The organism is Aquimarina sp. I32.4, from assembly GCF_002924285.1.
In the GTDB taxonomy this organism is placed as follows: Bacteria; Bacteroidota; Bacteroidia; order Flavobacteriales; family Flavobacteriaceae; genus Aquimarina.
This window is the reverse complement of sequence record NZ_PGUB01000108.1, coordinates 1-13663: the sequence shown is the minus strand read 5'-3', so window position 1 is coordinate 13663 and position 13663 is coordinate 1. Positions and strand designations below refer to the sequence as shown.

General features: G+C 29.7%; 10 protein-coding genes. 6 read left to right on the top strand and 4 right to left on the bottom strand.

Annotated features, from left to right (window positions below; translation table 11 throughout):
• Positions 1–390, bottom strand: a 390-nt coding sequence (locus tag CVD18_RS23410; RefSeq protein WP_146052849.1) for a transposase, incomplete at its 3' end; no start/stop codon positions are given.
• 825 nt (positions 391–1215) lie between these two features.
• On the opposite strand from CVD18_RS23410, the gene CVD18_RS18450 reads away from it, so the two are divergent.
• From CVD18_RS18450 to CVD18_RS18435, 4 genes are all read left to right on the top strand, one after another.
• Entirely contained in the window at positions 1216–3003 is a 1788-nt protein-coding gene (locus CVD18_RS18450) for a type VI secretion system Vgr family protein (RefSeq protein WP_103866991.1), read from the top strand.
• 44 nt (positions 3004–3047) lie between these two features.
• On the top strand, positions 3048–3842 hold the full coding sequence (locus CVD18_RS18445; protein WP_103866990.1) for a hypothetical protein: 795 nt from the start codon (positions 3048–3050) through the stop codon (positions 3840–3842).
• 3 nt (positions 3843–3845) lie between these two features.
• Positions 3846–5534, top strand: coding sequence for a DUF4280 domain-containing protein (locus CVD18_RS18440; RefSeq protein WP_103866989.1), 1689 nt, complete (start codon positions 3846–3848; stop codon positions 5532–5534).
• Positions 5535–5755: 221 nt separating this feature from the next.
• Positions 5756–6580, top strand: a complete 825-nt coding sequence (locus tag CVD18_RS18435; protein ID WP_103866988.1) for a hypothetical protein — start codon at positions 5756–5758, stop codon at positions 6578–6580.
• Positions 6581–6952: 372 nt separating this feature from the next.
• Here CVD18_RS18435 and CVD18_RS18430 read toward each other — a convergent pair whose 3' ends face one another.
• Positions 6953–7606 carry a response regulator transcription factor gene (locus CVD18_RS18430; RefSeq protein ID WP_103866987.1) on the bottom strand — a complete coding sequence of 218 codons (654 nt, stop codon included), beginning with the start codon at positions 7604–7606 and terminating at the stop codon, positions 6953–6955.
• Entirely contained in the window at positions 7584–9551 is a 1968-nt protein-coding gene (locus CVD18_RS18425) for a sensor histidine kinase (RefSeq protein WP_103866986.1), read from the bottom strand. The genes CVD18_RS18430 and CVD18_RS18425 overlap by 23 nt, the downstream gene beginning before the upstream one ends.
• A 649-nt stretch (positions 9552–10200) precedes the next feature.
• Between CVD18_RS18425 and CVD18_RS18420 the strand changes: the two genes are divergently transcribed.
• On the top strand, positions 10201–12393 hold the full coding sequence (locus CVD18_RS18420; protein ID WP_103866985.1) for a tetratricopeptide repeat protein: 2193 nt from the start codon (positions 10201–10203) through the stop codon (positions 12391–12393).
• A 265-nt stretch (positions 12394–12658) separates the two neighbouring features.
• Positions 12659–12943: a LytTR family DNA-binding domain-containing protein gene (locus CVD18_RS23240; RefSeq protein WP_233194588.1), complete on the top strand. Its 285-nt coding sequence runs from the start codon at positions 12659–12661 to the stop codon at positions 12941–12943.
• A 304-nt stretch (positions 12944–13247) separates the two neighbouring features.
• On the opposite strand, the gene CVD18_RS18410 is transcribed toward CVD18_RS23240, so the two are convergent.
• Positions 13248–13663 (bottom strand): transposase (locus tag CVD18_RS18410; RefSeq protein ID WP_146052848.1); only part of this gene is annotated, 416 nt, incomplete at its 5' end.

The window sequence follows — 13663 nt, the reverse complement described above, 5'->3', positions numbered from 1 at the left end:
CACTTGCCCATTATCAGTCTTACCAATACAGCCTAAATATTGTCTGGAAACACAAGCTGACATTTTTCCTTTTTTACGAAAACCTACCTCATCTATCAGTAAACCAGTAGGTTGTTTATTATTAACAAACATCTTTGAAGATTCTAAGGCTACTTGGTCCATTAAATTTCTAAACGACCAACAATCGCTATTGATAAAATGATTAATGCTTTGTTGATCCAAACAAGACAAGTGATCTGCTATATTCTGGCAGTTTACAGTCTTCTTTTCTAGTTTGAAAAGCGATTGAAAGTAATCAAAGGCGTGTTGCCTATAAGAAAACTTGACAATCTTAAAGTGCGTACTAAAATCTGAAAAGAAGGAAGTAAAACTAGAGCGGACAGATTCCAAAAATTCAGGGGTTTTGGAATCATTTTTTTTGGCGGATACTATCTATTATAGCACGCTTTTGTTTAATTTGTGAAACATTTATTTTGAAGGAGCAAAATAGTGTGTTTACTATCATTCACAAAACGTTTTGCTCCTTTTTTCTAAGATGACAAAGTAGGAGTAAGTAATAAAGTAAAAGAATTTTTATAGAAGTATAAAAAACCTATAGGTATTGTCCTCCATACCCTCAAAGTTCAAAATTTTTTATTCAAGATTTGAAAGCAACAGGGATGTTTTTTATTTTTTGAGATTCCTTTTTTTTAATAATTTAATGATAAAAAATAGGCTTAAAGATACAATTATACCTGCCCTAAGGATTAAGAGTATTGTAATGCGTTATTTTTAAACTTCATGTTCCAAATTATAATCTGGTACCCTTTTCTCATCGTTCTAATCTACATTTGAATAAAAAGAAGTAATTAAACAAAATTAGAAATCAATCTTTTTAGTGGAAATCAAGGGTGATGTTTCGGTGGGAAACAGGGGTTTATTTCTATTAAAAGTTTTCTAAATTTGATATAGAATCATATAAAAAGTATTGTTAGTTTCATGTTTTGTGATGGTTCCATCTTTTATTTAAAACAGTTATTATTCGTTGGGGGAAACAATAGAGTAAGAACTAGTACAACTGTATCCAAGGTAAAATAATTATCAATATACAATCTTAAATTTTATAGAGATTACAGTATAGTATATAAATACAGTTTTAAACAGGAACAAGGTCTTGTTTTATTACATAAAATAAGACCTCTCTTTTTTAAATAATTTTTTAAATCACAAATCAAAATGGCTTTACAATCAAAACTAGAAATATACATAGGGGAAACGGCAATAACTTGTTTCAAAAAATTTACTTTAAATCAAAAAATAGATGATCATCATCATTTTGAACTAATCTGTAGAGTAGATGCTATAGAAAACCCCAGATCAGAAATAGCAATAGAATCAAAAAGTTTTTTAAATGAAATCTTTATAATTCAAGTATCTTCTGTTGGTTTTACTGAAGAATACAAAGAATTAGAGTTTAAAGGAGTTGTAACCTCTGTGAATATAGCCAAAGGGTTTCATCAATCTCAAGGAGATATAATTACTATTTCTGGAGAAGGGGCTTGTATAATAACAGACGATGGTTCTCATTATGCATCCTATACAGATAGTTCATTATCTGATATTTTACAAGATGTTTTTATAGGGTATGATAGGTCTAAGTTAGCAATGGATATTACTCCTAGAAATAACTCTCCTCTACACTATTGTGTACAACATAATGAAAGTGCCTTTGCCTATGCCAGTCGATTAGCAGCCCAATATAACGAGTGGTTTTATTATGATGGTAAAAAACTTGTTTTCGGAAATCCAGATCAGAAAAAAATAAAGTTACGATATAGATTTGATCTTCAGGAATTTTCTTTGAACCTGGCACCTAAACCCAATACATATATTTATTGTACTACAGACTATCTATTGGATGAAAAGCACGAAAAACATAGTGCAGATATCCATACGGGGCTTAATGGACTTAATCACTTTACGACCCAAAAAAGTGAATCCCTATTTGCAAAAAAAACAAGAGTTTATGTTAGCTCATATGATGACCCTCAATTAAAACAAAGATTTGATCAGCTTATCGAGCAACAAAAAAAAGCAACAGAACTTAATCAGGTTATCATAAAAGGAAAGAGTGATAACCCTGGTGTAAAACTAGGAAGTGTGATTAGCATAGAAGATGATGAAATAGGGTATGGTTCTTTTAGGATAACCAAAATTTCTCATGTAGTAAATGAAAATGGAAAGTATCGTAATGAATTTGAAGGAGTTGCCTCAGATTCTGATATCTATCCCAACACTAACCTTATGGCATTTCCTAAGAGTGAAACCCAAGTAGCCAAAGTTGTAGAAAATGCAGACCCAAAAGGATTAAGTCGTATCAAAGTACAGTTTTTTTGGCAAGAGCCATTAGGTGAGAGAACCCCATGGTTACGAATAGTATCTCCTCATGCAGGAACGGAAAAAGGATTTCATTTTATTCCTGAAATAGGAGAAGAAGTTTTGATAGGGTTTGAAGGGGGTAATGCAGAAAAACCATATGTTTTAGGATCATTATATAATGGAGTAGCAAATCCATCTGGTTGGAAAACCAATAAAAATGATATCAAAGCGATACGAACTCGTAGTGGGCATACTATAGAATTAAACGATGCAAAAGGGTCAGAGTTTATTACCATTACAGATAAAAATGCTAATATCATTACTATCGACACAGCTAATAACAATATTACCATTACTGCATTAGAGAATATGACGCTAAATGCCAAGAATTTCAAAATGAATGTAAAAGAAGATGCTGTTTTTAATATAGGACGAAATACAACCATTTATACAGAAAACAATTTTGATACCTCATCACAAAATCATACCAATACGGTAGAAAATAAAATGAATACTTCTGTTGGAAGAGAGTTAATTCAAAATAGTGGTAATGCTGAAATACAAAGTAAACAAAATATAAAAATTGCCTGTGGTGCTACAGCATCTTTTCAAGGGGGAGGGAATGTAAAAATTAGTAAGGGATAATTGTAAGATGTACAAAACAAATTGTTTAATTAATAGTAGTTATAATGATACAGAACGCATTTAGATTTAGAACAGAAGAACGACAGCTATACATGCCAAAAGAGGGCATATTTACATATTCTCAAGAAAGTATATACCCTATCAATTATTCAAAAAAAATAACATGTTCTTCAACAAGAAAATTGTGTATAGAAATGCTTTTTGATGAAGATCAACCTTACGTTAGACTGGTTACTATAAACATAGAAAATCATGAACTGAATTTTTCTGACGGCTCATATGCGATGAAAGATATCTTAAAGAGGGTTACATCCATATACGACAAAATTCAGCTTAGAATATCCTATAAGGGTGTCATCGTTGGTATAGATAATCTAGAAGAGTTACAGGATAAATGGAAGGAGCAAAAAGAATATATACAACAACATTATAAAGGCGAACAAGTACAACGCTATATTCATAAAACAGAGTATCTAATACATTCAGAGACCGATAGCATTGATTATCTCTTAGAATATCAACATTTAGGAGGAGTCTTAAAATCCCTGTGTCATCAATATAGTACAGATCATAGTATTTTACTCACACAGCCTTTGATCACCAAATATGGTAAGGTTATGGTAGATGAAGAAGTGTTATTACAACCCATTAAAGATACAGAAAAGATACAACTAACGCTTAGTGCTAGTTATCCCCAAGAAAAAGAATACCTTACTATAGACGCAATGTATGATTTTTGTGAAAAAGAAAATTCGTGGATTGAAAAAGCAGAAATAACAGTTCTGGAAAAGTACGGGAGAGAAGAATATCAAAGTAGTTTTAGAATCAAACAAATATAAGTTATGCCTGGGAAATTTGTAATCAATGGCGCTACTTTAAAATGCCCACTATGCTCAAGCAGTGGTACACTTGTAGTATCACATACAGAAGTACAATTGCAAGATGTACCATGGGCAACCAATGGGGATAGAAATAAATCTAATCTCGTTTTTGGAGGCGTTTGCAATAAATGGCGTAAAAACAAACCACCCTGTGCTAGTGTAATTTCACCCACACAATGGCAAGGATTGGCAAGTGATGTAGAAATTGATGGTGAGTTGATGCTAGTAGAAGACTCTACCATAAAATGTGCTACAGGAGGAGTTGATATAGCTATTGAAGATACAGCACAAATAGATGTTCCTACAGATTTACCAGATTCAGAAAATGCTGTGTTAAAAAAGTTTTTGGTTAATGTAAGAAGACCAGAAGATTATAAAGGAGAGTATGGATTTGATTGGCTACGAGATGAATATATATATCCTATTGAAACAATAGATCATAATAATACTAATGATTTAGATAATGTTCCCTTGCCAGTATGTAAAAACCCTGATGATTTAAAAAATGAATATAAGACAAAAGATGTTGTAAGTCCTATATCTCCTTATGGAATAGATTATTACCCAGCATGGTTGTCAATCTTTCCTGACACTGAAGAAGGTTATGTAAATCAAGTTCAATTAAATATAGAAATTGAAGAAATTGAACCATTACAATCAGATGAAACAGAAATTATCTTTGAATGTGATAACGAGAACTTAATAGTCACTCCTGAAAAAATTCCGTTAAATGATCTCTTGCTAGATAAACAAACGAAAAATTGGGAGAATACCACCAAAGACTATTATCTAGCAGAAAAAGTGATTACTGTAAAATGTGAAGGAGGTGTATTAGAAGATCATCAGGAAATAAAGATTTTTGCAGAACTAAAGGGGGAAAAAGAAGAGGTGGGAAAATTAATGGTATATAAAAATAGTACTATTCCCAGCTTTGAAATTGTAGTGGTTGATGTAAGTATAGCAGGAAATCCAACAAGTTATAATACTTCTTTTTACTATCCTTTGTTAAAACTATCTTTTACACAGGCAATGATTAAACCCGTAGTTGTTGATACTATTTCTTTTGATATTAGCTTGTTACCATTAACAGCCCCAGTAGTGCGAGATTTTACAGAGATGTATATCAATACCCCTACATTAAGCAATGCAGATTCAAATGCTCTTTTAAAATTTGAAGATGATTTACTTTATTTATTTAGTCTATATAACGAGGTTCTAAATCCTATAAATAGTAATGCATCCAAGAAAACGTATATATTTCGTACTCCTTTTAAACCTTTACATCCTCATACAGGAGAAGAATTAAGGGGTATGGCCTATGCCGACCATCCTGATAAAGAAATTCCTGGTTGGGGAAATTCTATAGTACTCTTCCCTTTTGGATTGCTAGATGATTCTAATATGATACACGAATTGGGACATTCGCTCTCATTACCTCATACTTTTGAAGAAAAATATGTAAGTCCATTTACTTTTTATCAAGGTTTTACAGATAATCATATGGATTATTTCAATCAATATGACCCAAACCCGAATAGTGTAGGGCTTCCAAATCCAAATATAAACAATATGTACTCATTTTTTAAATGGCAATGGGATATTATGAGAGAAGATAGAAGTTTGATATATGAGAATACCAGTTTAGAGTAATTATTCTAACGTACTAAAATCTATTAAAACAATAAAAAATGTCAGAAAAATTTATTACCAATAATGCTACTCCAAAATACCTGTTATGTTCTAGTAGTGACAAATTTGTAGTATCACATACAGAATTACAATTGCAAGTTTTATAAAACATTTTCCTAAAAAAGAAAAAAATAAAACACATTTTGTATTTAGGAGATAAAGGACTTTTTAAACAAAAAACCATGAAAGCAACAAATCAATATAATATTACCGAAAAAATTTCTCATCGTCAAAACAGAATACAAAATAGTTTTAATGATGTTGTAACAAATGTGGATTATACAACCACTGCAGTTAATGAAACTGAAGAATTACAATCTACTTTTGTTAGACTATTATTTCATGGAGGAGCAAGAAGTCTTGCTGATAATAGTGCTTTTCACTTTGCCTCGTTAAATGTTTATAATGATTATAGAAGAAATTATATAGATGATTTATCAAGTAGAGAATCTGTAGGTTCAGGAAAACAAATAGTTGAAAAAATTGATTCGCAAGAAGATAATTCAATTAAATCTATAGATTTCTTTTCTCATGGAGATATGTTTGCTTTATACCTTATAAAAGGCGCAAGTATTTATGAAACAATCAGTAAAGAGAGTGTTGAGAGTAATAATTTGAATGCTTCATTATATCTTGGGAGTGTTACTAGGTTTTGGAGAGGAAGTAACTTACACGAAGATAGCAGAAAAATAGATGAAATAAATTTTAAAAAATGCAATAATAAATGTATAATAGAAATTCATGGTTGCTTAACGGCAGGTAATTTATATCTGCATGATAATATGTGTGAAGAGTTATCTGAATTACTTTATTCTAATGGAAAGACTGAAGCTATAGTTATAGGACATACAGAAAGGGCAAATCCTAATATTAAAGGTTCAATCACAACAAATGAAGAACAAGATTACAGACATGGAGAAAGAAAAATTTTTTATAATGGTCGAGTTATTCATACTACTAAAAGAGAAGGTCTAATTACAAGAAATGAAATTGATGATTTATTATAGCATAATACCAAGTTTCAATACTTTATTCTTAGTCTTTGTAATAATGTTATTTATTACGGTATATACTTTAGGATATATTATTTTAAAATTGTTAAACCCTAAAAAATATAGAATTTTATATTTCTTTTTCTATTCTTGGTTAATATGGATATTAATATTTATCACTTTTCTACCATTCAATAGGGGATACGAATCTATAACGCAAAATGATGATATTTTTGGTTCTATTGTTACAGCTATATTTGTTTCAATATATTTCCCTTTTCATCATTTACTGGGTATTATTTCATTACTTATATTAATAAAACGTAAATATTTATCCTTAGAATAATTGATTTAGAAATTCAATAAATATTACAATCTCAACTCATCTCACTCCACCAACCCCAATTTTATGGCATATTTTGCTAGTCCCACTACATTCTTTACTTTCAGTTTAGAGATCAGACTGGTTCTATAACCTTCGATAGTATATTTGCTCAAAAAAAGCTGATCTGCAATTTCCTGTGTTGTATATTCCTGAGCGATCAGTTTTAAGATTTCTTTTTCTCGTTTGGTTAGTTTGATAATATTCTCTTTCTTTTGATTAAATATGCTTTCTGTATATGCTTGCTTTATACTTTCTGAAAAGTAATTTTCACCTTTCAAAATAGTTTCAATAGCAAGAAACAACTCAGCTTTTTTAGCATTTTTAGGGACATATCCATCTACCCCGTCATGAGTAAGTTCATATATTTTTTCAGGATCGGTAAGCATACTTACCATCAGGGTTTTGATATGAGGGTGTTTTTTCTTTATATATCGATTAAGTTCTATACCATCAATTTCGGGCATATTGATATCTAATATGGCTAAATCAATTTTTTCTTGCGTATTAATATCAAGATACTTTTTGGCTTCAAGACCATTATAAGAGGTAAATAAAACCTCATATTCAGATTCATGAGCTAGCATACTTGATAATCCATCAAGAAACATTTTATGGTCATCTACAATAAGTAATTTATATTTGTTGTGGGATTTCATTATAAGTAGGTATTTTTATTCGAATAGCGGTACCTCTGTTGATAACAGAATCGATGTGTATTTCACCGTACATATTAGTTAAGCGGTTTTTTATATTTTGTAATCCGATGCCCGAAGTTTCTGTATTTGCAATAAAACCTATCCCATCATCTTCAAAAATAACTTCTAAATCATTTTCATAAACATTAAAACAGATTTCTATATGTTTTGCATTGGCATATTTTAATGCATTGGTGAGTAATTCCTGAATGATTTTGAAAATTTCAGGTTTATATTTTTCATCAAGCTTATCAATTTTATCAACAGGATGAGGGATAAATGTAATTTCGGGTTCCGTTACATTTTCAATGGTATCGATATAATCACTGATATATTGAGTAAAAGATGAGTTACAAAGTTTTTTAGGAGTAAGGTTGTGTGATATTTGCCGAACCTGTTCATATACATTATCTAACTGATCTAGTATAGTATCTTTTTCTTTATGTATTTCTTCTTGCCTCCCTGCCATTTGTAATTTGATTGCTGCAAGGTTACCTCCTACGGAGTCATGCAATTCACTTGCGATACGATTACGCTCTTTATTTTGTGCAAAAGTATACGTATTTGCTAATTTTAATTCTTGTTCTTTGAGTACAGAATTAATTTTTTGCTTATGAATTTCTTCTTTTTGAAGATTGTACTGGTTTTTTACTTTAAGTTTTTGGTAATACACAATCAATAAGGCTGATATAGGAATTAAAATAATCAAAAATCCGATAATAAATGCTTTTTTTAGTAGTCGTTGTCTACTAATTTCATTATCCTTAATTAATTGATTTTCTTTTAATGCTAGAATTTCTTTCTCTTTTTTGGTGGTTTCATATTTAACCTCCAATTCAGTAATTTCTTTACGCTGTTTTGTATTACTGATGGAGTCTTTGAGTTTATAAAACTCAATAAGCGAACTATTGGCTAATTTATGATCTCCAATATTAGTATAAATACTTGTTAAATTCTCATAGATATTTTTTTGCACAGCCAAATTTCTTATTTTCTTTGCCTCTGACAAAGTTTTATTAAGTGTATTAATAACTTTACTAGAATTACCTAAAGCATCTAGAGCTAAAGCTTTGTGTACTAACGCATTTAAACCTTTATCCTTAAAACCATAGATGTCTGCTATGTTCTTACTTTTCTCATAATAATCAATAGCTTTAGTATATTTTTTATTCTCAAATAAAATAGAGCCTATATTTAAAGCGATAGTAGCGGATACTTTAGGGTCTTTTTCAAGAGGCATTAATTCAAAAGCTTGAATAAAGTATTTCTCTGCATTGTCAAAATCTTTTTTGAAGAAATAAATATTCCCAATGTTTACATAGTTAGCATAAATAGCCTGATCATTATATGCATGATCTATACTTTCTTTAAAAAAATGTATTGCCTTATCGAATTCATTTTTATTTCCATAGAGAATTCCTAAATCTGATTTTACTTTGGAGATCATTTCTTTGTAATGTATCTTTTCAGAAATCTCTAGGCTCTTAAAAAGTATCTCTATCGCTTCATCAATTTTACCGTTTATTCGATATCCTGATCCAATAATACGGTAAATAGTTGCTGTTTTTTTTTGGAGATTGATAGTCTCTTTGAGAGCATCGCTACCTATTTGACTTTTTAGTTTTATTCGCAATAGTGCTTTTTTTGCATAATATTCAGCAGAATCAGGAACTCCAATAGAGTTAAAATATTCTCCTATAGTAATATCAACTTTTAGACGTATAGAATCCTGGACTTTTTTCCTTTTGGATAACTTAGAAAGGATATTGTATGAATAATTGGGATTACTTATTAAAGAATCTTTTGCATTTTCTACTAACTTATTTGGATTGCCTTGAGTGTATGCATACTGCATAAATGATATAATAATATAAATACATATTTTTATATCTCTGGATGATAACATGATCGATATTTTGTGTTTTTTAAGTTGGTCATGATATTATACAATATCATCTAGCATAACTACGTGTTAATCACATATATTGTGTTGTCTATTGTAAAAGATTATAAAGGTATTATGATGAGTTTAGAAAAGTGGAATATCTAGTTTTATTATGACGTTTCTTGAAAGCTTTTTACTTTTATCTAATGAAAAAAATAAAAGAACAGTAATTTAATTTCGATAACAATTCTAATTATTTAATTTTTTCAGAGTCATCCCGAACCTATAGCATAAAATATCCATGCATAGTCTATTGATGAGAGGAGCTTAAGTATGTAATCGGGTGTTTACCATCAGCTAAAATGCTCAATCATTCATAACAAAATAGTATTGATGTATAAAGCCATTTTTTTATTTCGAGTTTCAAACACGTATATTTACTCATTTCCAACGCTTATGAAATAAGAGATGGAGTATAACTATTCACTATTTATTTTCAAATGTAAAACACTATTTTTGTTAAGTGATTAATTCAATTACCATGATTTCAGTAAATCAGGAACGCTTCAAATAGTGTTTGCTGTTTATGGTATATTAATTCGTACTCAATACTTATATGTTTGCAAAATTAATAGAATTACCTTGTTACGTAGCTTAACATACTCTATATATGAATATTATGCGTTTTCCTATTACAATATTGTTGTTTTTCATGATGTTCACATCAATATTATCTTCTCAAAATTCAAAAACAGATAGCCTCAAAATAGTATTAGAAAATCACAAAACAAACGATACAACCAAAGCAATTCTATTATATGAATTAGCGTTTTCCAACTTTCAAAAAGATTTGGGATTGACTAAATCATATCTAGTTAAAGCAGAGCATCTAAGCAATACTTTAAATTACACAAGAGGAAAGGCTAAAGTATTGTATTTAAAAGGAATACTTGAAAGCAGAAAATCTAATCACACAAAAAGCTTAAACTTTTTTAAAAACTCGCTAGCGCACTATAAATCGATACAAGACCAACGTGGAATTGCAAATATCTATACAGCCTTTGGCATAACTAACTATAATTTATCCCAATACGATGAAGCATTAAATAATTATAAAAAAGCAGCCAAAATTTACAAAATATTGGACAACAAAAAAGAACTTGTTACTTGCTTAATAAATTCTGGAAACGTATACACTGAACTAGGAAGATATAATGATGCTATTTCAAACTATAAAAAAGCCCTGACACAGAGTAAGATAATTAACGACGAAGATGGTATTTATTTTGTAAACGCTAACTTAGGCTCTATTTATAGCAGACAAGGAAACTTCCCATTGGCTATAGAAAGTTTCAATAAGAGCTTGGAGTATAGAAAAAAAACTAACGATACTTTAAGTGCAGCATTACTGCTTAATAATTTGGGAGAAATTTATAAATCCTTAAAGAAATACAATAAAGCTCTTGAATATCATAAAGAATCTTTGGCCTTTGCATTACAAAAAGAAAATAAAAGCCTTGTAGCCAGTAATAGCAATAATATTGGCAATATTTATATGCACAAAAAAGAGTATCAAAAAGCATTAAAACACTATCTTATTGTTCTAGAAATAAATCAGGAAATTAACGATCTAAAACAGGTTTCTATATGTTTTATAAATATAGGAGAAGTTAATTTACTACTTAATAGACCTTTAATTGCCCGTAAAAGTTTTATAAAAGCTAGAGATATTAGTCAAAGAATAAATATCCAACGTTCCTTATCTGTTAGTCTCATAGGGATTTCCAAAACGTATTTACAAGAAGAACAGTATCAAAAAGCACGCTCTTATGTTAATGAAGGGAAATACATTGCAGAAAAATTAGAGCTATTGGAAATACAAAAAAAGGCAGCTGAGTTACTCTACATCATATATAAAAACACCAAAGAATATGAAAAGGCATTAGACAGTCACGAGAAATTAAAACTCCTAAGCGACAGCCTTTTTAACAAAGAAAAGATTGAAAAAATCACTGCACTTGAATATGAATACAAGTACAAACAAGTTTTGGACTCTGCAAGTATAAGAGAATTAAAACTTACCAAAACAGTACTCACCACTTCACAAAATTTAAAAAAATCGCAACAGCATTATTTATTTGCTATTATTGGAGTCTTACTGATTTCTATTGTATTAGGTGCTGTTATTTTCTATCAAAAATTAAGGAATATTAAGTCTAAAACAAAAAACATTATCATAGAACAAAAGTTATTACGCACACAGATGACTCCTCATTTTATATTTAATGCGTTATCGGTGTTGCAAGGTATGATTTTGAATAACGAGAATAAAAAATCGGTACTTTACTTAACAAAATTTTCAAGACTGTTACGTATTATATTAGAAAATTCTAGAGATAAAATCGTACCGTTAGAACAAGAGTTAATTGGGGTAAAGAAATATTTAGAGCTTCAAAACTTAGAAGCTAATTTAGCATACCAATATAATATTATAGTGGATAACACCGTTGATACTTCTCAATTTCAAATCCCGCCTATGCTTATTCAACCTTTTATAGAAAATTCAATAGAACACGGTTTTGAAGACAAAAAAGGCAATAGAAAAATAGACATTCGAATTAAGTATATCGATAAAACATTAATTTGTACCATAGCGGATAATGGTGTGGGTATTAACACTAAAAAAACAGCTAAAAATAATACTAAAAAATCTTTGGCAACAACCATAACCACAGAACGATTAAATATATTGTCAAAACATTTTAAGAGCAATGGCGGTATAAAGATTGAAGATAGAGCTGCATATAACGAGCAAGGAACTATTGTAACTTTGACTATTCCTTATACAAAAGATATTTTATGAAATCAATTATAGCAGAAGACAAAGATTAGAAAAGGATTATTAAATTTATTAGAATTAATAGAAACCGATATAGAAGTAATTAGGGAATGTGAGTCTGTAAAAGAAGCTGTTATCATTACCAAAACCTGCAAACCAGAATTAGTTTTTTTTAGATATTAACCTTACTGATAGAACTGCGTTCGATTTTTTAAACCAAACGGGAGATTAAAATTTAAAAATCATTTTTATAACGGCTTATGAGGAGTATGCGCTACAAGCTTTGAAAATGGGAGCTGTATATTATATTTTAAAACCAGTAAACTTAGAAGAACTCGAAATAGCTTTAGAAAAAATTAAGAATAAGTCCATTACAACACAAAAACAACAAATTAATTCGGTTAAAAAAACTTGGAAACATCAAAATTCTAAAATAATACTCTCACTACAAGACAGTTTTCAGGTTATAGATTTAAACGAACTATTATATTGTGAAACAGATAAAGGTTATACCACTTTTTATTCAAAGAACAATAAAAAACACATGGCATCTAAAACGCTAAAAGAATTTTAAAGTCAATTATTTAAAGCTAACTTTATACGTCCACACCAATCGTTTATAGTTAAATATGATAAATCTGGTGGTATTTATTTAAAAACGGAAAAAAAACCTGTATCTTCTCGTAAGAAAGAATCGTTTTTGAACATATTTTTAAAGATGATTCAATTTAAAAACAACTGATTTTCAATTAACTTGTTGTAATAATAACCGTAATCAACACAATTCAATTCTTGTTTAAAATTACGGTAAAAGAAAAAAGAATATTTTATCCCAGTAATTTTAAATATGAAGTGATTTAAACTTTTTCTAGTTTTTTTTAAAATTTTTTAATTGCTATGACAATGAATGACAGGTAATTGAAACCTATCCAACTAGTTACGGTAGTATCATACCTATTGAGCAGTGACCTATAGCTATCCATCCAAGCATTGGTTCTCTCTATAGCATATCTTTCATTGTAAAGTTCTTGGTCGAAATATTCATCTCTGTCTAGGTCTCCATTACGTTTATTGAAACATACATTTGCATTAATATCCTTTTTATCACATGAGTTTCTAAAGTTCTTGGCGTCAAATCCTGCATCTGCATTGAGAAATAACCCCTCTATAGAAATATTAGCGTCTTCCAATGTTGATGTTACTACCTCGAATTGAAGCTCAATATCATAGAGATCATTATGATTACCTGCTAAAGGTTCTGACAGGGCAAGAGGCAATCCCTGTCTATCACTTA